The organism is Streptomyces sp. NPDC026062 (assembly GCF_055568375.1).
Map to the genome: position 1 here is coordinate 1 of NZ_JBVHOQ010000008.1, position 18303 is coordinate 18303.

At 72.2% G+C, this 18303-nt stretch carries 16 protein-coding genes and 1 pseudogene; 4 read left to right on the forward strand and 13 right to left on the reverse strand.

Going from position 1 to position 18303, the window contains the following annotated elements; all coding sequences use genetic code 11:
• Positions 1–323: 323 nt before the first annotated feature.
• The 6 genes from ACZ4LX_RS09145 to ACZ4LX_RS09170 all read right to left on the reverse strand — a co-directional run bounded on the left by ACZ4LX_RS09145 (position 324) and on the right by ACZ4LX_RS09170 (position 5300).
• Positions 324–1076 (reverse strand): endonuclease/exonuclease/phosphatase family protein, encoded by a 753-nt coding sequence (locus ACZ4LX_RS09145; protein ID WP_467634804.1) that lies wholly within the window; start codon positions 1074–1076, stop codon positions 324–326.
• An 81-nt stretch (positions 1077–1157) separates the two neighbouring features.
• Complete coding sequence (locus ACZ4LX_RS09150; protein ID WP_467634801.1) at positions 1158–2099, reverse strand: ROK family glucokinase; 942 nt, start codon at positions 2097–2099, stop codon at positions 1158–1160.
• 73 nt (positions 2100–2172) lie between these two features.
• Positions 2173–2631 (reverse strand): DUF5304 domain-containing protein, encoded by a 459-nt coding sequence (locus ACZ4LX_RS09155; RefSeq protein ID WP_467634798.1) that lies wholly within the window; start codon positions 2629–2631, stop codon positions 2173–2175.
• Between the two features lie 82 nt (positions 2632–2713).
• Positions 2714–3928 (reverse strand): ArsA family ATPase, encoded by a 1215-nt coding sequence (locus tag ACZ4LX_RS09160; RefSeq protein ID WP_467634795.1) that lies wholly within the window; start codon positions 3926–3928, stop codon positions 2714–2716.
• A gap of 4 nt (positions 3929–3932) precedes the next feature.
• Positions 3933–4382 carry an SRPBCC family protein gene (locus tag ACZ4LX_RS09165; RefSeq protein WP_467634789.1) on the reverse strand — a complete coding sequence of 150 codons (450 nt, stop codon included), beginning with the start codon at positions 4380–4382 and terminating at the stop codon, positions 3933–3935.
• Positions 4383–4493: 111 nt separating this feature from the next.
• Complete coding sequence (locus tag ACZ4LX_RS09170) at positions 4494–5300, reverse strand: metallophosphoesterase family protein (protein ID WP_467634784.1); 807 nt, start codon at positions 5298–5300, stop codon at positions 4494–4496.
• Between the two features lie 280 nt (positions 5301–5580).
• Between ACZ4LX_RS09170 and ACZ4LX_RS09175 the strand changes: the two genes are divergently transcribed.
• Positions 5581–7377, forward strand: a complete 1797-nt coding sequence (locus tag ACZ4LX_RS09175; RefSeq protein ID WP_467634779.1) for an AMP-dependent synthetase/ligase — start codon at positions 5581–5583, stop codon at positions 7375–7377.
• A 55-nt stretch (positions 7378–7432) separates the two neighbouring features.
• Here the strand turns inward: ACZ4LX_RS09175 and ACZ4LX_RS09180 are convergent, their stop codons facing one another.
• Positions 7433–8575 (reverse strand): glycosyltransferase family 4 protein, encoded by a 1143-nt coding sequence (locus ACZ4LX_RS09180; protein ID WP_467634775.1) that lies wholly within the window; start codon positions 8573–8575, stop codon positions 7433–7435.
• A gap of 221 nt (positions 8576–8796) precedes the next feature.
• On the opposite strand from ACZ4LX_RS09180, the gene ACZ4LX_RS09185 reads away from it, so the two are divergent.
• Positions 8797–10107 carry a glycosyltransferase 87 family protein gene (locus ACZ4LX_RS09185; RefSeq protein WP_467634771.1) on the forward strand — a complete coding sequence of 437 codons (1311 nt, stop codon included), beginning with the start codon at positions 8797–8799 and terminating at the stop codon, positions 10105–10107.
• Here the strand turns inward: ACZ4LX_RS09185 and ACZ4LX_RS09190 are convergent.
• The 5 genes from ACZ4LX_RS09190 to ACZ4LX_RS09210 form a co-directional block, all read right to left on the reverse strand.
• Complete coding sequence (locus ACZ4LX_RS09190; protein WP_467634768.1) at positions 10064–11317, reverse strand: hypothetical protein; 1254 nt, start codon at positions 11315–11317, stop codon at positions 10064–10066. The two genes, ACZ4LX_RS09185 and ACZ4LX_RS09190, sit on opposite strands and share 44 nt — an antisense overlap.
• 68 nt (positions 11318–11385) lie before the next feature.
• Complete coding sequence (locus tag ACZ4LX_RS09195) at positions 11386–12420, reverse strand: C40 family peptidase (protein ID WP_467634765.1); 1035 nt, start codon at positions 12418–12420, stop codon at positions 11386–11388.
• A 236-nt stretch (positions 12421–12656) separates the two neighbouring features.
• Positions 12657–13682, reverse strand: coding sequence for a C40 family peptidase (locus tag ACZ4LX_RS09200; RefSeq protein ID WP_467634760.1), 1026 nt, complete (start codon positions 13680–13682; stop codon positions 12657–12659).
• 284 nt (positions 13683–13966) lie between these two features.
• Positions 13967–15331, reverse strand: coding sequence for an NYN domain-containing protein (locus ACZ4LX_RS09205; protein WP_467634754.1), 1365 nt, complete (start codon positions 15329–15331; stop codon positions 13967–13969).
• Positions 15332–15365: 34 nt separating this feature from the next.
• A complete protein-coding gene (locus tag ACZ4LX_RS09210) occupies positions 15366–15608 on the reverse strand; it encodes a hypothetical protein (protein ID WP_014156692.1) in 243 nt (80 codons plus the stop codon).
• Between the two features lie 224 nt (positions 15609–15832).
• On the opposite strand from ACZ4LX_RS09210, the pseudogene ACZ4LX_RS09215 reads away from it, so the two are divergent.
• Both ACZ4LX_RS09215 and ACZ4LX_RS09220 read left to right on the forward strand, forming a co-directional pair.
• Positions 15833–16568 (forward strand): annotated as a pseudogene (locus tag ACZ4LX_RS09215) (rhomboid family intramembrane serine protease).
• On the forward strand, positions 16565–16846 hold the full coding sequence (locus tag ACZ4LX_RS09220; RefSeq protein ID WP_136328375.1) for an Lrp/AsnC family transcriptional regulator: 282 nt from the start codon (positions 16565–16567) through the stop codon (positions 16844–16846). Before ACZ4LX_RS09215 ends, ACZ4LX_RS09220 begins: the two are co-directional and overlap by 4 nt.
• 63 nt (positions 16847–16909) lie before the next feature.
• On the opposite strand, the gene ACZ4LX_RS09225 is transcribed toward ACZ4LX_RS09220, so the two are convergent.
• Entirely contained in the window at positions 16910–18289 is a 1380-nt protein-coding gene (locus ACZ4LX_RS09225; protein ID WP_467634750.1) for an aminotransferase class V-fold PLP-dependent enzyme, read from the reverse strand.
• Positions 18290–18303 lie beyond the last annotated feature (14 nt).

Here is an 18303-nt window from a genome sequence, read left to right on the forward strand (position 1 = left end):
AGACAAAGAGGGACGACGCCGGCCTGCGACTGGTCGCAGACGCACGACGGGCGGGGCCGGGGCCGTGCAGGGGAGTCCCCGCAGAACGACGAACAGATACCCGGGCACCACCGCGTACCGGCGGAACGTTCGTCGTTCGAGGAGACGCCCCGGAGGGGCACCGGACCCCCACCCACCGGGACAGACGCGCACCCCGCAGGGGACCCGCACCCACGGAGCGACCCGCACACCAAGCCCGTCCGGCGATTGAGGACAAAGACCCCAGCCCCGGACCGGGGCGAGGCCGAAGAACCCCGCTGCCGCCCGCCCAAGGGCCCCGCATCTCACGCCACAGGCACCCGCAGCGCGGCCAGCACCGGGAGGTGGTCGGTCGCCGCCGCCAGATCGGCGTCGGAGATCCCGGGCAGTCCGGCCGGGACCCCGCAGCCGAGCACCTCGATGCCGCCGGTGGCGAAGACGGCGTCGAGCCGCCTGTGCGGGTCGTACGACGGGAAGGTGTACTCGCCGCCCCGGGGCCGTACCGCCCAGCAGTCCTGGAGCCGCCCGGCGAGCAGCCGGAAGGCCCGCCCGCTCGGTACGTCGTTGAGGTCACCGGCCACCACCACATGGTCCACGTCCATCGCGTCCACGCTCTCCAGCAGCCGCGCCGCCTGGGCGCGGCGCTCCGTGCGATCAAGGCTCAGATGGCAGCTCAGCACGCCGATCCGGGTACCCGCGATCCGGACCACGGCGGTGGCGAAGCCCCTGCGGTGCAGTCCCGGGGTGAGCGGCAGCAGGATGTCCTCGGTGCGCTCCACCGCGGCACGCAGCGAGCAGAACAGCATGGGTCCGGCCGCGGTGGCCCCGCCGCCGAGGATGACCAGGTCGGTAGCGGCGGCGAGTCTGGCGGCCTGCTTGCGCCAGCGGAAGAAGCGCGGCGCCTCCTGGACCAGGACCAGATCGGGCGCGCAGGCACGGATGACGCGGGCCAGCGCCGCGCAGTCGTCGCGCATCGACCGGATGTTGTAGCTGAGCACCCTGACGACGGCCGAGCCGTCCTGCTCGGTACGGGAGTCGGGCAGCGACATCATGGCCATACGGTTCACGATACGGCGGACGCCCGCCGCACCCGGGAGGGGCGCGACGGGCGTCCGTCATATCCGTTGTGCCGGGCCGGATCAGCCCTGGCGGGCCAGGTCCGCCGCGCCCACGAGACCGGCCTTGCCGCCCAGTTGGGCCGCGAGCACCTGGGCGTGCGGGCGCCACTCGCCGCCGATCAGCCAGCGCCGGAACGACTTGCGGATCGGGTCGAGGACCAGTTCGCCCTCGTCCGAGACGCCGCCGCCGACGATGAAGGCCGACGGGTCGAAGAGCGAGGCGAGGTCGGCCAGTCCGGCGCCGGCCCAACGGGCCAGCTCGCGGAACGAGTCGACGGCCACCGGGCAGCCCTGCCGGGCGGCCTCGCTGATGTGCTTGCCCTCGATGCCCTCGACCGTGCCGTCGCCGAGCGCCAGCAGGATCGTGGCGTTCTCGGGGGTGGCGTTGGCGCGCTGCTTGGCGTAGCGCACGAGCGCACGGCCCGAGGCGTACTGCTCCCAGCAGCCCTGGCTGCCGCAGCCGCAGAGCAGCCCGTCCGGGACGACCCGGATGTGGCCGAACTCGGCGGCCACGCCGAAGCGTCCGCGGCGCAGCTTGTTGCCGATGATGATGCCGCCGCCGAGGCCGGTGCCGAGCGTGATGCAGATGACGTCGTCGTGGCCCTGGCCGGCGCCGAAGCGGTATTCGCCCCAGGCCGCCGCGTTGGCGTCGTTCTCGACAACCACCGGAAGGCCGACGCGCTGTTCGACCTTGTCCTTCAGCGGCTCGTGCCGCCAGTTGATGTTCGGTGCGAACAGCACCGTGGCCCGCTTGTCGTCGACGTATCCGGCCGCGCCGATGCCGACCGCCTCGACCGGGTGCCCGTCGCTCGCGCCGGACACCGCCGCGGCGATGGCGTCCACGATGCCTTCAGCCGTCGGCGGGGTCGGCACTTTGAAGGTCGAGAGGATGTGGCCCTCTTCGTCCACCACTCCTGCTGCGATCTTCGTGCCGCCGATATCGACGCCGATGGTGAGTCCCATGAATCCCTCAGTTCCGGTCGAGCCCCGCTGGGGCAACCGTACCCGAGGCGGGGCCCCGTCCTGTCGGTGCCGGTCAGTCCAGGTCGATGTGTTCCCCGGAGCCGGGCCCCTCATCGCGGGGGTCGGTGGGGTCTTCCGCCTTCTTTTCCGTGCCTGCGGGGTCCCCCGCGCCCTGGGTCCAGCGGCGTTCCTGGCCCTCGACTGCGGAGCGGTAGGCGGCGAGCAGTTCGCTGCCGGCTGCCGCGATGTGATCGAAAACGTCTGGATTGCGCTCGATGACGGGCTCGACGGCGGACTTCGCCTGCTTGATGACCTGCTGCACGGCACCCTGGGCCGCCACGCCGAACAGCGGCGTCGAGAGGGATCCGAGCTTGTCGGTCACGGCGTCGACCAGCTTGCGCAGCTCCTCGGCCGCGGACCCGGGCGGCGGGCCGTACTCGGCGCGGCGTCGGGCCTTCTCGGCGTCGAGGTCCTCGGCGCAGGCCCGTGCCCACGCGTCGTCGTCGGCGGGACGATCGGTGGCTTCACTCATGGCGGACTCCTGCGACGTGATGGGTCGGCGGACCGGCATCCGGACCCCTACCAACGACGGTACCCGAACGGTGGTACGCCGTTCAGCTCGTCCTGGGCCAGAGCGCGGGGTCCGGCGTGAAGCGGACCCGCAGCACCCCGTCCGTGAGGGCCGCGCCGGAGACGGTGCAGCGGCGCAGCGCGGACTCCAGGGGCACGATGCGGTGGAAGGGGCCGACGGTGAGCAGCAGTTCGCTGCCGCGCCGGACCAGGTGGAGGTCCTTCTTGACGGCGCCGGGAAGAGGCAGGCACCAGACGAGTACGGGGGCGGCGCCGTCTTGTCCTTCGGCGGCTCCGGCCTCCTCGGTCCACCAGGGGTCCTCGGCCCTGCCGCTGTCCCGGCTGTCCGGGGCGAGGGCCGGCGCGTCGTCCGCGAGGCCGACGAGATCGCCGAGGCCCCGCGGATCGCGGCCGAGGTGGGGCACCCGCAGCGGCGGGGCCTCTGCGGACGGTTCGTCGCGCCAGTGGCCGAGGCACTTCTCCTGCTGTGCGGCGAGCGCGGCGAACCAGGGGTCGGGCGAGTGCCGGGGCAGCACCTTGTTGGCCACCAGGGCATCGACCCGCAGCCCGTGCAGGGCCAGCCCCGTGCGGGCGCTGCGCAGGGCGCCCTCGGCGGCCGGGCCCGGTTCGGCGACCAGCCGGAGCGTGGTCGCGCGGTCCTCGATCAGCGTCTGGACCTCGGCCAGTTCGGCGTCGCGCCGGGCGGCGGCCTCGTACAGCCACTGGGCGGGCATGGGCACACCGGCGAGCTGCGCGAGCATCGGGCGCAGGGCACGGGCGGCCTGGCGTTCCTGGGGCAGCAGCCGGCGCAGGTAGCGGCGCAGCTGTCCGGGCAGGGCCAGCACCGCGAGGGCTTCGCGCAGCGGCGGCAGGTCGACGACGACGAGGTCGTAGCCGGCCCGGGACCAGTCGCCGTGTGCGGCGCGGCGCAGCGAGTGCAGCAGGGCGAGTTCGGCGCTGCCGGGGAGTTCGGTGAGTTCCTCGCTGTCCATGCGGTTGCCGCCGAGCAGGTCGAGGACGCCGGCCAACTGGTCCTGGAGCGCGAGGAGTTCGCTGCGGAAGTGGGCGCCGGAGTCGATCCGGACGGACCACAGCCCGTCGCTCACCCGCGTGGGTTCGGTGGCCGACGGGAAGCCCGGTATGGCGTCGGCGGAGATCAGCAGGGTGCGCCGGCCGTCGCGGGCGCCGGCCGCGGCGGTTGCCGCGGCGACGGTGGTACGGCCGGCGCCGCCGAGGCCGGTGACCAGGACCGTACGCACCGGATCAGCCCTTCGGGACGGACTCGACACGCTTCTTGAGGCCGGCCAGGGCGCGGTCGATGATGACCTTCTCGGCCTTGCGCTTGATCATGCCGAGCATCGGGATCTTGACGTCGACGGTCAGCCGGTAGGTGACCTCGGTGCGGTCGCCGTCACCGAGCGGGGCGAGCGCGTACGAGCCGTCGAGGGCACGCAGCATCTGGGACTTGACCAGGGTCCAGCTGACCTCGTAGTCGCCGATCCAGGTGTAGGCGAGGGTGTGGTCGTCCTTGATCGCGCCGGCGTCCAGGACGAGGCGGACCTTCTCGGCGCGGCCGTGGTCGTCGGTGCCGAGCACCTCGGCCTCCTTGACCTCGCCGGTCCATTCCGGATAGCGGTCGAAGTCGGCGATCACGCCCATGACGTCGGCCGGTGCCGCCTCGATCGTGATGCTCGAGCTGGTGTGTTCAGCCATCGCTGTGGCCCTCCAGTGCGGTGTACCGGTCGGTCGGCAGAGGTCTGCCGCCAGAAGGCTATCGCGTGAGCGCGGCGCCTTGCCCCAGGCCCCGGGCGAGCGGCGGCGCGGTCACCACTCCAGCGCCCAGGGCCGGCCGGTCGAGGCGAAGTGGCCGACGTTCACGCACTCGGTGGCGCCGATCCGCATCCGTCGGGACAGCGGCTGGTGGACGTGGCCGAACAGGGCGTAGCGGGGGCGGGTGCGGCGGATGGCGTCGAGCAGGGCCCGGCTGCCGCGCTCGAAGCGGCGCGCCACGGTGTCGTACGTCAGCTCGGGGACATCGGGCGGAATGTGTGTGCAGACCACGTCGACCTGGCCGATCGCCTCGATCTTGGCGGCGTACTCCTCGTCGTCGATCTCGTACGGGGTGCGCATCGGGGTCCGCAGGCCGCCGCCGACGAACCCGAAGACGCGGCCGCCGATCTCGACCCGGTCGCCGTCCAGGACGGTGGTGCCCGGGCCCGCGTACTCGGGCCACAGGCCGGGGATGTCGACGTTGCCGTAGGTGGCGTACGTCGGAGTGGGCAGCGCGGCGAACATCTCGGCGTATTGCTTGCGGACGGCCGAGACGATCGCGGCGTTGCGGTCCACCCCCGCCCACAGCTCCCGGCCGAAGTCCCGGGCCTCCTCGAAACGGCGCTCGGTGCGCAGGGCGACGATCCGGTCGGCGTTCCCGACGCCGAAGAGGTCGGGGAAGATGCCGCGCGAGTGGTCCGCGTAGTCGAGGAAAAGCACCAGGTCACCCAGGCAGACGAGGGCGTCGGCGCCGTTCCCGGCGCGGGCCAGCGCCTCGGTGTTCCCGTGCACATCACTGACCACGTGGACGCGGGTGCGCCTGGTACCGGAGGCTTCCGGGGTGTTCGGTCCTGCTCGCATGACGATCACCCTAGGACTCCGGCGTCCACGTGGGTAGAGGCGGCCGGACCTGCGGTTACCTCCGGGTGTCGACCGGGGTGCACTACTGTGCGGAGGAGGGCCACCGAATATGTGTGACGCATAAGACATCTGGCCTGAACCCCCTATCCGGAACCGAGTACCGGTGGGTAACGTCCGGGCAGTCCAGTCGTGCTCACCCCACTGAGCACCCCCGATCTTGGACCGCAGCCGGTGCGTCACACAGAGCCGTGGCACCGGAGCCCGATGAGGAGCAGCAGTCTTGCGCGAGTTCAGCCTTCCGGCCCTGTACGAGGTCCCCTCGGACGGCAACCTGACGGATCTCATCCGCCGCAATGCCGCTCAGCATGCCGATGTCGCGGTGATGAGCCGCAAAGTCGCGGGCGTCTGGACGGACGTCACCGCCACCCAGTTCCTGGCCGAGGTCAGAGCCGCCGCCAAGGGGCTGATCGCCGCCGGCATCGAGCCCGGCGACCGGGTCGCCCTGATGTCCCGTACCCGATTCGAATGGGTGCTGCTGGACTTCGCGATCTGGAGCGCGGGCGCCGTCACCGTGCCGGTGTACGAGACCAGCTCGCCCGAGCAGGTCCAGTGGATCCTCGGTGACTCGGGCGCGGTCGCGGTGCTGGTCGAGAGCGACGCGCACGCGCAGGCCGTGGGCTCGGTGCGCGACCGGCTGCCGGAGCTGCGCCATGTGTGGCAGATCGACAAGGGCGCGGTCGAGACGCTGACGGCGTCGGGCGCGGAGGTCTCCGAGGAGACCGTGGACCTGCGCGGCACGAGCGCCAAGGCCGATGATCCGGCCACCATCGTCTACACCTCGGGCACCACCGGCCGCCCCAAGGGCTGTGTGCTGACGCACCGCAGCTTCTTCGCGGAGTGCGGCAACGTGGTGGAGCGGCTGAAGCCGCTGTTCCGTACCGGGGAGTGCTCCGTACTGCTCTTCCTGCCCGCCGCGCACGTCTTCGGCCGGCTGGTCGAGGTCGCCTCCGTGATGGCGCCGATCAAGCTCGGCTGCGTACCGGACATCAAGAACCTCACCGATGAGCTGGCCGCGTTCCGGCCGACCCTGATCCTCGGGGTGCCCCGGGTCTTCGAGAAGGTCTACAACTCGGCCCGTGCCAAGGCGCAGGCCGACGGCAAGGGAAAGATCTTCGACAAGGCCGCGAACACGGCGATCGCCTACAGCCGCGCGCTGAGCACGCCGCAGGGCCCGGCCATGGGACTGAGGCTCAAGCACAAGATCTTCGACCGGCTGGTCTACAGCAAGCTGCGGGCCGTGCTGGGCGGACGCGGCGAGCACGCGATCTCCGGCGGCGCGCCGCTGGGCGAGCGGCTCGGCCACTTCTACCGGGGCATCGGCTTCACCGTCCTGGAGGGCTACGGCCTGACGGAGTCGTGCGCGGCCACCGCCTTCAACCCGTGGGACCGGCAGAAGATCGGTACGGTCGGCCAGCCGCTGCCCGGCTCCGTCGTGCGGATCGCCGACGACGGCGAGGTGCTGCTCCACGGCGAGCATCTGTTCTCCGGCTACTGGAACAACGAGACTGCGTCGGCCGAGGCGCTGGCCGACGGCTGGTTCCACACCGGTGACATCGGCACCCTCGACGAGGACGGCTATCTCGCGATCACCGGCCGCAAGAAGGAGATCATCGTGACGGCGGGCGGCAAGAACGTCGCTCCCGCCGTCATCGAGGACCGCATCCGGGGTCACGCCCTGGTGGCGGAGTGCATGGTCGTCGGTGACGGCCGCCCGTTCGTGGGCGCGCTGGTGACGCTGGACGAGGAGTTCCTCGGCCACTGGGCCGAGGAGCACGGCAAGCCCGTCGGCTCGACCGCCCTGTCGCTGCGCGAGGACCCGGAGCTGCTGGCGGAGGTGCAGCGGGCGATCGACGACGGCAACGCCGCGGTGTCCAAGGCCGAGTCCGTACGCAAGTTCCGCATCCTGGCCGCCCAGTTCACCGAGGAGGCGGGCCACATCACGCCGTCGCTGAAGCTGAAGCGGAACGTGGTGGCGAAGGACTTCGCCGACGAGGTGGAGTCGATCTACCGCGCCTGATCCCGGTTGTGCGGAAGGGGCCCGCAGGACGGGCCCCTTCCGCACAACCGGTCCCTCAGAGCAGTTCCCTGAGCCGCTCCGCCAGCAGGTCCCAGCGCCACTTCTCCTCGACCCAGGCGCGGCCCCGCTCCCCCATGCGCTGCCGCAGCTCCGCGTCGCCCAGCAGCGCCACGATCCGCTCCGCCGAATCCTCGGCCGAGCCCCCGCGCACCACCCACCCGGTCTCGCCGTCGAGTACGGCGTCCGGGGCGCCGCCCGAGTCGCCCGCCACCACCGGCAGCCCGGTCGCGGACGCCTCCAGGTAGACGATGCCGAGGCCCTCCACGTCGAGGCCGCCGCGCCGGGTGCGGCACGGCATCGCGAAGACGTCACCGGCCCCGTAGTGCGCGGGCAGTTCCTCCCACGGCACCGGGCCGGTGAACCGCACGGAGTCCCGCACCCCGGTCTCCTCGGCCAGCTTCTCCAGTTCCCGGGCATACGGTCCGCCGCCGACGATCAGCAGGACCGCGTCGGGCACCTCGGCCAGGATCGCCGGCATAGCGAGGATCAGGGTGTCCTGGCCCTTGCGGGGCACCAGCCGGGACACACAGACGACGACCGGCCGGTCGGTGAGCCCGAGCCCGGCCCTGACCCGGTCGCCGCCGGAGTCGGGGTGGAAGGTCTTCTCGTCGACGCCCGGCGGCAGCTGGACCATCCGGCCGGCGGCGGCCGGGGTGAGCGCGGCAGCGATCCGGGACCGGGTGTACTCGCCGAGGTAGGTGATCGTGTCGGTGCCCTCGCCGATCCGCCGCAGCAGCTGCCGGGAGGCGGGCAGCTGGGCCCAGCCGGCCTCGTGCCCGTGGGTGGTGGCGACCAGCCGGCGGGCACCGGCCCGGCGCAGCGCCGGTGCCATCAGCCCGAGCGGGGCCGCGGCGCCGAACCAGACGGACGTGCAGCCGTGTTCGCGCAGCAGTCCCACGGCGCGGCGGGTCACCCGGGGGGTCGGCAGCAGCATCGTCGTACGGTCGCGCACCACGGTGAAGGGCTGCTCGGCGTCGAAGGCGGCCGTGGCCGCCGCGCCCTCGGCGCCCCGCTTCCAGGTGGAGGCGTAGACGACGACCCGTTGCGGGTCCAGGCGGAGCGCCATGTTGTGCAGGAACGCCTGGATGCCACCGGGGCGGGGCGGGAAGTCATTGGTCACGATCAAGGTCTTGTCCATCGCCGCCGACAGTACCGGGCAGCCCCGGCGCCCCGCCGTCAGCGGCCCCGTTCCCTCCCCGTCGGCCGCGCCGGGCGGCTCCGTTCCCTCCTGTCGGCGGTACCGGGCGGCCCTGTTCCCTCCCCGTCGGCGGTACCGGGCGGCCCCGCCTGGTGCTCCCGCACAGCGAGGGCGGGCATCATGGCACCTCGTACGACGGACGGAACGGGTGAGGGCGGGTCATGACGGGTTCGAGCGGCACACGGCCGGCAGCCTTCGCGGTGTGGGCGCTCACCAGATCCCTGCTGCTGCTCTGCGTCATCAAGGTGATCACGCTGCCGGGTCCGGACGTGACGAGCGATGTGTCGGTGATCTACCACGGCTGGTACGACGTGCTGAGGTCGGGCGGCTATCCGCAGTCCGACATCACCTGGCAGTACCCGCCGGTCGCGGCGCTCGCGATCCTCTCCCCCGCCCTGCTGCCCTTCCTGGACTACGCCTCGGCCTTCTTCGTCCTGGCCTTCCTCTGCGACGCGCTGGTCCTGGGCCTGCTGCTGTACGCGGGCCGGGGCACCGCCCGGCGGACGGCCGGGGCGTGGGTGTGGGTGGCGGGGGTGCCACTGCTCGGTACGACGGCGTACGCCCGGTACGACGTGATGGTGACGGCCGTCGCCGTGGCGGCCCTGCTGGCCGGGATCCGGCATCCTCGGGTGCTGGGGGCGCTGGCGGCGTTCGGGGCGCTGCTGAAGGTGTGGCCGGTGCTGCTGCTCGCCGGTACGGCCCGTGGCCGCCGGACCCGGCTGGCGTGGACGACCGCGGCCGGGGTGGGGCTCGGGCTGCTGGTGGTGTGCACCGCGGCGGCGCCCGGCGCGCTGGCGTTCCTGGGGTTCCAGCGGGACCGGGGCACCGAGGTCGAGTCGCTGGGGGCACTGGTCTTCCATGTGGCGCGGCAGTTCGGCTGGCAGGGCCGGGTGGAGCTGCACTACGGCTCGATGGAGTTCCTCGGCCCGCACGTGCCACTGGTGAGCGCCCTCGCCCTGGGGCTGAGCGTCGCCGCGTTCGGCTGGCTGCTGGTGTGGCGGCTGCGCGCCCGCACGTTCGGGGTGAGTACGACGGCGGACGCGGCGTTCACCGCGGTACTGCTGTTCACCACCACGAGCCGGGTGATCAGCCCCCAGTACATGCTGTGGCTGGTCGGTCTGGGCGCGGTGTGCCTGGTCTTCCGGGAGAGCCGGATGGCGTGGCCGGCCGCACTGGTGCTGGTGGCGACGGGCGTCACCCAGCTGGAGTTCCCGCTCGGCTTCATCCATGTGGTGACCAGCGACGCGACGGGCGTGACCCTGATGTTCGTACGCAACGGGCTGCTGGTCGCCGCGTCCCTGCTCGCGTGTGCGCGGCTGTGGCGGGACACGGTGCGCGATCCGGCCGCCGCCGTCCGGACGGCGGGCCCGGCACCCGCCGTGTCCACCGCTGTCCCGGCCGCCGGCCGGGCACCGGTCGCGCCCCCGCTCAGCCGAGCCGGCTCGCCAGATACTCCCGCCAGCGCACCGTGAAGTCCTGCGGGGTCGTGCCGAGCACCTCGTGCAGGGCCTGCTCCACCGCACCGTCCCGTCCGGAGTGACCTCCGACGGCCCGGTAGAAGGCGTACAGCTTCTCCTCGCTCCAGTGGCCGGCGATGAGCTCGCAGGCCAGCCAGCCGCCCTCGTACGCCTTCGCCAGCCGGTCCGCGTCGCCCGCGAAGCCGAAGTCCTCGTCCGTGGGCAGCGTGGCGGGCACGTCTCCGTCGCGCACCGCGTCGGTGAGTTCGGGGGCGATCTCGGGGGCGGTGCGCTCCTGGTCCCGGTAGGCGGCCCAGTCCGCGAAGCCTTCGGAGAGCCAGGCCGGGGTGGCGGCCGAGGTGTCGGTCCTGGTGGCCACGTGGGTGGTCTCGTGGGTGAGGACGACACGCTGCCCGAAGGCGCCGAGCATGGCGTACGCCTCCGGATTGACGATCACCCGGTCGGCCGGTGTTTTCCCCGAACCGCCCGTCTCGCCGGTCGTCACCGCCGCTATGCCCCGGTAGTTGGCCGCTGGTGAGCCGAGCAGCTCCGCCATGTCCGTCACGGTGCCGGGCACCAGCACCACCACGCGCCCCGCCCAGTGCTCCGGCCAGGCCGCGGAGACATCGGGCACCGCCCGGTCCGCGGTGGCGGCGATCCCCTTCAGCTCCTCCCGGCTCCGGCCGACCCCCAGCACCAGGCTGTACTCGCCGCGCACCACCTCGATGTCGCCCTGCTCCCAGAGCTGACCGCCCCCGCCGTCGGCGGCCCGGTCGGCGGTGAGGTACCAGCGGCCGTCGTCCGGGTCGCGCTCCAGGTCGAGCACCCGGTCGACGGAGACCGGCGCGCTGTCGTAGCCCTTGATCCGGTACCCGAGCCGTACGTCGGCGGTGGCCCGGCCCGCCCCGTGCTCGGCGAGGTCCGTCACCCGGTAGGTCCAGGTGGCGAGCGGTACGTCCGCGAGATGGCCGAACTCCTTGCGCTGCGAGCCGCGCAGCGCGGTGGCGTCCGGGTCCACGACGGCGACGTAGGCCTCCTCGTCGTGGCCCAGCACGGCGGCGGCGCGGCGGTCCAGAGTGGCCCGGATGTCGCGGGCGGTGGTGTCGGGGGCCTTGTCGGCCGGGGCCGCGCAGCCCGCCGCGCACAGCAGCACGGCGAGCACGGCACCCGCCGCGCGCCGCCGTCCGCCGCGCGCCCGCCCCTCGGTACGCCCCTGATCAGCCACATGACCGAGGGTAAGGGCTGCCGGAGAGTCCGGACACGGGTGACCGGGCGGACGGGCCGCCGGGGACGTCAGACGCGGGTGACCGAGGAGACGGGCATCATGCCGACGGGGTCGTACCGGACCGGGGCGCCGGGGTACGGGGCGTGGATCACCTGGCCGTTGCCCACGTACATGCCGATGTGGCTGGCATCAGCGCGATAGGCGACCAGGTCGCCCGGCCGGGCCTCCGCGAGCGGGACCATGCGGCCGGCGTACCGCTGGGCCTGCGAGGTCCTCGGCAGGCTGACCCCGGCCTGGGCGTACGCCCACTGCATCAGCCCGGAACAGTCGAACCCGGAGGGTCCGTTCGCACCCCAGACGTACGGGAGGCCCAGTGCCCGCTGGACGGCCATGACGGCGGCCGCGGCCCGGCCCGCCCCGGCGGGAAGACCCGCCATCGCCCCGGCGGCCCCGTCGGGGCGACCGGTGCGTGAGGTCCGCTCGAAGGCGACCCGCTCGGTACCGGGGAGCTCCTTGAGCAGTTGCCTGGCCCGGTGGAGCTTGCGCTCGACGGTGCGCTTGTGCCGGCTCAAGGCCGCGCGGTTGCGTTCCAGGCCGGCGAGCGAGCGAGCGGCCTCCGCGTGGGTCTGGGCGAGTGCCTGCTCGGCCTTGCGCAGACCGGCCAGGACGGTGGCGCGGCGCTCGTCCACCCGGTCCAGGGCCGCTGCCCGGTCGAGATAGCTGTCGGGGTCGGAGGAGAGCAGCAGCACGAGCGACGGGTCGATGCGGCCGGCCCGGTACTGCTCCCGGGCGGCCGAACCGATCTCCGTCCGCATCAGGTTGATGCGCTCCTGGCCCCGGGCCGCGCGGTCCTGGGCCCGGCTCACCTCGCCGCGCAGCCGTACGACGTTCTCGCCGGCCTCGTTGTACCGCTCGGTGGCCCGCTCGGCCTCGGTGAGGAGGCGGTCGACCCGGGCGCCGGCGGTCCGGGGCGTGTCCTGGGGCTCGGCGTTCGCGGTGGCCGCGCCGAGCGTCGCCGCGGCGGTCGCCGCCGCGGCCGACATCACGGTCACCCGGACGCCCCGGCTCATGCCGGGCTGTGTGGAACGGCGATGGGACACCACAGGACGCCGTACCCCCTTCCGCTGTACGCAGACGTGTGCGGCCCCTGCCACCCGGGGCGGGCGGACCGACGAACGGGAGCCGCACAGCAGGCAGACAGTAGTCGCGTGATCACGGAGCGGACAAAGGCCGCGCCGGTCGGAGGGAGGCGCAAACAGTGACGCCCCGCCGGTGACCTGTGGTCTCCGGCGGGGCGGCTGTCAGTGAGGGGCGCGGGAATTCGCCCGTTCGGGCGTGGTCAGATGCGCACCGCGCCGTAGAAGCTGCCGATGGTGCTCATCGACTCGTAACGGACGAGCGTGCCCGAGCGCGGGGCGTGCAGCACGGTTCCGTTGCCCGCGTAGAGGCCCACGTGGGAGTTGCCGTTGAAGAAGACCAGGTCGCCCGGCTTCAGCTGGCTCTGCCCGATCCGCGTGCCCTGGTTGATCTGGGTGTACGTGGTGCGGGTGATGTTGGCACCGGCCTGGGCGTAGGCCCACATGGTCAGACCCGAGCAGTCGTAGGAGCCGGGGCCGGCCTGGCCGGGCGAGTACGGCTTGTTGAGCTGGGTGGCGGCGGCCCGGAGGGCGGCGCCGCCGAGACCCGAGGCGGGGGCCTCGTTGCCGAGGTCGACCCGGGCGGTGGCGGCGCGGCTGGCGCGCTGGTCGTCCGCGCGCATCCTGTCGCGCTCGGCCTGGGTGAGGGTGTTGAGCAGCTGCCGCGCCTGGGCGAGCTTGGCCTGCTGCTTCTTCTTCTTCTCACCGAGCGTCTTGCGGACGTCCGCGAGGTCGCTCAGCTTGTCCTGGGCCTCCTTGCGCTCCTGCGCGAGGGACCGCTGCTTCTCCTGGATCTTCGACAGCGACTCGGCCTGCTTGGCCGTCAGCTGGTCGAGCGCGGAGGCCTGGTCCAGGAAGCTGTCCGGGTCGGAGGCGAGGAAGAGCTGGACGGAGGGGTCGATGCCTCCGGAGCGGTACTGCGCGGCAGCGAGGGAACCGAGGCCGGCGCGGAGGTTGTTGAGCTCCTGCTGACCGCGCGCCACCTTGTCCTGGATCGCGTCGATCTGCTTCTGGAGCTTGTCCTGCTTCTCCTTGGCCAGGCTGTGCTGCTCGGTGGCCTTCTCCGCCTCTTCGTAGAGCTTGTCGACCTTCTCCTTGACCTCGCTCTTGGTCGGCTTCGGGTCGGCGTGAGCCGCCTGGGAAGTCAGAGCGACGGCCGCGGCGGCGGTCACGCCGAGCACGGTCACGCGAGTGCGGCTCGGTTGCTTGGGACGACGGTGGGACCCCACGAAGGCGATCTCCTTCTTCCTCGAGCCGCCTACCGGGTTCCGGGGGAGTCGAGATCCCCGGATCCGTGTGTGTCACGACCTCGGCGGTTCCTTCACTGCCACCCCGGATGGGTGATCAACCGTGCGAAGGTTCGAGGCCCGACCTTAGTGACCATCTTGTGATCAGTTCAAATCCTCACAGAAAAAATCTCGCTCAGAAGGTACTTCTTTACTCACATCACACAGGGCGTAGCGGCGAATTGACGGTCCGTTCCCTGATTTCCGGCAAGTCGCACCAACACGCGCTAGACGCGCGAAAGCCGCTTCAGGAGCAAGAGGGACGCAACGGGCCTGGCCCCCGCCTTGGCCACCCCGTCGGCCACCTCGCGGTCGGTGGAGACCACCACCACGGGACGTCCCGGCGGCTCGGCACGCGCCAGTTGACGGATGACCTCGTCCGCCGTGACACCCGGCTTGCTGAACAGCACCCGCACCCCGCGCGGCGGCGCGAGCAGCACCGGCGCGGCCAGCTCGGCCCCGTCGAAGACACAGGTCATCTCGGCGCCCGTCTGGGCCGCGAGCACCGACAGACCCCCCAGCAGCCGCAGCCGCTGCTTCTCCAGCGGCATCTGCGGATAGCCGGTCTTGGTGACGTTGTAGCCGTCCACGATCAGATGGGCCTGCGGCAGCGCGAGCAGTTGGTCCAGCAGCGCCGGATCGGTCTCCGAAAGGGCCCTGGCGGCAATGTCCTTGGGCGACATCCGGCCGGGCTCGACCGCGTCCACACTGTCCGCCGGACGCATCGAGGAGGGGGGCAGCGCCAGTTCGCGCCGCAGTCCGCCCGCCGCTTCGAGCACCGTGTCGAGCAGCAGCCGCAGCCGCATGTCCTCGACCGAGCGCCCTTCCCTCGCTGCCCTGCGGCCCGCCTCGACGGACGCCTCCGCCTCGCCGAGCCTCGTCCGCAGCCGGCGGGTCTCGCTCTCGGCCGCGGACACCTGCGCCGCCGTCTCGGACCGCAGAGCGTCTCCCTCGGCCTTGGTGCGCCGCAGCGCCGCCTCGCCGCGCTTCACCTCGTTGACCGCACTGCGGAGCTTGCGCTGGAGCGCGTCGGCCTCCTTGCGGGCGGCGTCCAGTTCGGCACGGAGCCGTTCGGTCTCGCTCCGGGTCTGGGCGCGGGCCCGGACGAGCTCCTCGCGCAGCCGTTCCAGCTCCAGCCGGGATTCCTCGTCGGCCCGCTCGGCGTCGGCCCGTTCGGCCTCCTCGCCGGCGGCGGCGACCAGCTTGACCCAGCCGGCCGGACGCAGCACATAGGCCGCGGCGGCCACGTCGACGGGATCGGCGGCGGCGGGCAGAGCGCCCGCCACCAGCGCGGCGGCCAGCTCCGGCTGGGTCTCCTTCAGCCGCTCACCGATGCGCCGGCGGAAGGCGGAGTCGCCCTCCAGCGCGGCCGCCATCGCGTTCCCGGCGAACTTGGCCCGCCGGGTCGGTGTGAAGCGGGCGTACTGCCGGAGCTGGGCGGGGAGTTCGGCGACCGTGAGACCGCCGAACGCGTCCGCGACCAGCGCGACGACCCGCCGCCGCACTCCTTCGGGCAGCGGGCGGTCGAGCGCCTCCACGGCATCGTCGGCCGCGTCGGCCGACGTGACGCCGTCAGCGGGCTGCTCCACCATCCGTCACCTCATTTTTTATGTCCGCACGGCCCCGTCAGGAGTCGGCACCCGGCCTGTCGACTAGTTCGATCTGGTCCACCGCGTTGCACCAACGACAGCGCACCGACTCGATGGTCTCACTGACCACCTCACGTTCCTCGACGCTGGACTCACCGGCCAGGTCGAGGTGGACGTATTCGACGACCTTGGACGACCGCGTCACGTCGAACCTCGTCAGGTTTCCGCAGAGCGTGCAGCGCCAGCGAGTCCCGTCGGTCGGCTGGGGAACCGTCGTCATGGTTGCGTCCTCTTTCGTCGAGCCGTGAGCTGCCGGACAAGGATCTCGCGGTGCGCCGTCGAACTGCGGATGTCCTCCGGTCAACCCTACGGCCTCGGCGCTTCCCCTCGGCACGGCGAGGCGGTCTGTCCGGTTCCCTCCGCTTGCGTCATGCTCTGTTCATGATCGATCGGCGGGCTGCGGCCGGCAGACTCCTGCGGGCGGCCACCTCGGGCGGGCCGCCGGTGACGTACGCCCTGATCGCCCTGTGCTGTGTGGCCTTCCTGATCAGCCCGCTCTCGGGATTCAACCCGGTCTACGGCTCCGCGGACGCCCTGCTCGCCGCCCAGGCCGGGTACTTCGAGCGCTGGGGCGTGATCCCGAGCGAGCTGTGGGACGGCTCGGCACACGCCGCCCTCACCCCGCTCACCGCACTGTTCGTCCACGGCAGCTGGCTGCATCTGCTCGGAAACATACTGTTCCTGTACGTCTTCGGGGCGATGGCCGAGGAGCGTATGGGCCACACCGAATTCGCCTTCTTCTACCTCGGCTGCGGCTACCTCGCCCTGCTCGCCTACGCCGCCGCGCACTCGACGTCCGACCAGACGCTCGTCGGCGCGTCGGGGGCGATCTCCGCCGTCCTGGGCGCCTTCCTCTACCTCTTCCCCAGGGCCCGGGTCACCAGTCTGTTCCCGTTCCTGCTGTTCCTGCCGCTGCGCTTCCCCGCATGGGTGGTGCTGGTCTTCTGGTTCGTCCTTCAGTGGCTGGCGGCCAAGGGCGCGGGCAGCGGGCCCGGGGTGGCCTACCTCGCCCATGTGGTCGGCTTCGCCACCGGCTTCCTCTACGCCTGGGGGCGCTACGGGCGCCGGGCCCGCGCCCTCCGCCCGGACCGGGCCGGATGAGGGAGCGGGTGTGATCCGGCCGCGAGGCCATAGAGTGAAGTCTCCAGCCACGGCCACCGAGGGAGAAAGCCAGCCGTGATCACCGCGATCGTGCTCATCAAAACCAGCGTGGACCGGATTCCCGAGATCGCCGAGGCCATTGCCGCGCTGGACAGCGTCAGCGAGGTCTTCTCGGTCACCGGTACGTACGACCTGATCGCCATGGTCCGAGTGTCCAAGCACGACGACCTCGCCGATGTCATCCCCGGCCGGATCAGCAAGATCCCCGGTGTCGAGGGAACCGACACCCACGTGGCGTTCCGTACGTATTCGCAGCACGACCTGGAAGCGGCCTTCGCCATCGGTCTGGACGCGTAACCGTCCACAGGTTCGGCCGGGTACGGACAGCTGTCCGTACCCGGCCGAACCTGTGATGAGGCCTCAGACCTGGGTGGCGGTGCCCCGGTCCGGGACGCAACGGCCTTCCTCGGTGCGGTACTTCCACTGGGCGCCCTCGCTCACGAGCTCCTTGACCGCCCGCAGGAAGCGCTCGATGTGCTCGTCCGGCGTACCGGCGCCGAAGCTGACCCGGATCGCGTTGAGGGACTTCTGACCCGGCTCCGCGTCCGGCGCGCCGCACTCGCCGACGTCCTGCGGGTCGCTGCCGAGCAGGGTGCGCACGAGGGGGTGCGCGCAGAAGAGTCCGTCACGCACCCCGATGCCGTACTCGGCGGAGAGCGCCGCGGCGAAGTGCGAGCTGTTCCAGCCCTCCACCACGAAGGAGATGACGCCGACCCGCGGGGCGTCGTCGCCGAACAGCGAGAGCACCTTGACCTGGGGGACCTCGGCGAGTCCGGCCCGGATCGCGGTGACGAGCCGCTGCTCCCGGGCGACCAGGCTGTCGAACCCGGCCTCGGTGAGCGCCTTGCAGGCGGAGGCGATGGAGTAGACGCCGATGACGTTGGGCGAGCCGGCCTCGTGGCGGGCGGCGGTGGTGTGCCATTCGACGTCCACCGCGCCATCGGCACGCCGGGCGACCGTACGGGACGCGCCGCCGCCGGCCAGGTAGGGCTCGGCGTCGCGCAGCCAGTCGGAGCGGCCGGCGAGGACGCCCGAGCCGAACGGCGCGTACAGCTTGTGGCCGGAGAAGGCGACCCAGTCGACGTCCAGCTCCGCGATGTCGACGGGGTGGTGCGGGGCGAGCTGGGCGGCGTCCAGCACGATCCGGGCGCCGTGGGCGTGCGCGGCGGCGGCGAGCTCCTTGACCGGCCACAGCTCGCCGGTGACGTTGGAGGCGCCGGTGACGCAGACCAGCGCGGGGCCGTAGGGGTCACGGTCGGCGAGCGCGCGCTCCAGCGTCTCGACGGCCTGGGCCGGGGTGCGCGGGGCGTTCAGATACGTCACCCGGGCGTCGCGCCACGGCAGCAGCGAGGCGTGGTGCTCGGTCTCGAAGACGAACACCTGGCAGTCGGCGGGCAGTACGGCGGCGAGCAGGTTGAGCGAGTCGGTGGTGGACCGGGTGAAGATCACCTGGTCCTCGGCGCGGCAGCCGAGGAACTCCGCGACGGTGACGCGGCTGGACTCGAAGAGGTCCGTGGAGAGCTGCGAGAGATAGCCGGCGCCTCGGTGGACGCTGCCGTAGTACGGGGCGTACGCGGCCACGTCGTCCCACACCCGCTGCAGGGCCGGAGCGCTGGCGGCGTAGTCCAGCGCGGCGTAGGTGACCTCGCCGCCGGTGACCAGCGGAACCGTCACATCCTTGCCCAGAACCGGCAGCGGGGCACAAACGGACCGGTCGGTGGCAGCGGTGAAGGCAGACATGACGAACTCCCGTA

Bases quoted from the DNA above. Each gene is read 5' to 3' on its own strand.
- ACZ4LX_RS09150 (WP_467634801.1), bottom strand. From the start codon at position 2,099: ATGGGACTCACCATCGGCGTCGATATCGGCGGCACGAAGATCGCAGCA.
- ACZ4LX_RS09170 (WP_467634784.1), bottom strand. From the start codon at position 5,300: ATGCGAGCAGGACCGAACACCCCGGAAGCCTCCGGTACCAGGCGCACC.
- ACZ4LX_RS09205 (WP_467634754.1), bottom strand. From the start codon at position 15,331: ATGGTGGAGCAGCCCGCTGACGGCGTCACGTCGGCCGACGCGGCCGAC.
- ACZ4LX_RS09180 (WP_467634775.1), bottom strand. From the start codon at position 8,575: ATGGACAAGACCTTGATCGTGACCAATGACTTCCCGCCCCGCCCCGGT.
- ACZ4LX_RS09155 (WP_467634798.1), bottom strand. From the start codon at position 2,631: ATGAGTGAAGCCACCGATCGTCCCGCCGACGACGACGCGTGGGCACGG.
- ACZ4LX_RS09145 (WP_467634804.1), bottom strand. From the start codon at position 1,076: ATGGCCATGATGTCGCTGCCCGACTCCCGTACCGAGCAGGACGGCTCG.
- ACZ4LX_RS09210 (WP_014156692.1), bottom strand. From the start codon at position 15,608: ATGACGACGGTTCCCCAGCCGACCGACGGGACTCGCTGGCGCTGCACG.
- ACZ4LX_RS09225 (WP_467634750.1), bottom strand. From the start codon at position 18,289: ATGTCTGCCTTCACCGCTGCCACCGACCGGTCCGTTTGTGCCCCGCTG.
- ACZ4LX_RS09165 (WP_467634789.1), bottom strand. From the start codon at position 4,382: ATGGCTGAACACACCAGCTCGAGCATCACGATCGAGGCGGCACCGGCC.
- ACZ4LX_RS09185 (WP_467634771.1), top strand. From the start codon at position 8,797: ATGACGGGTTCGAGCGGCACACGGCCGGCAGCCTTCGCGGTGTGGGCG.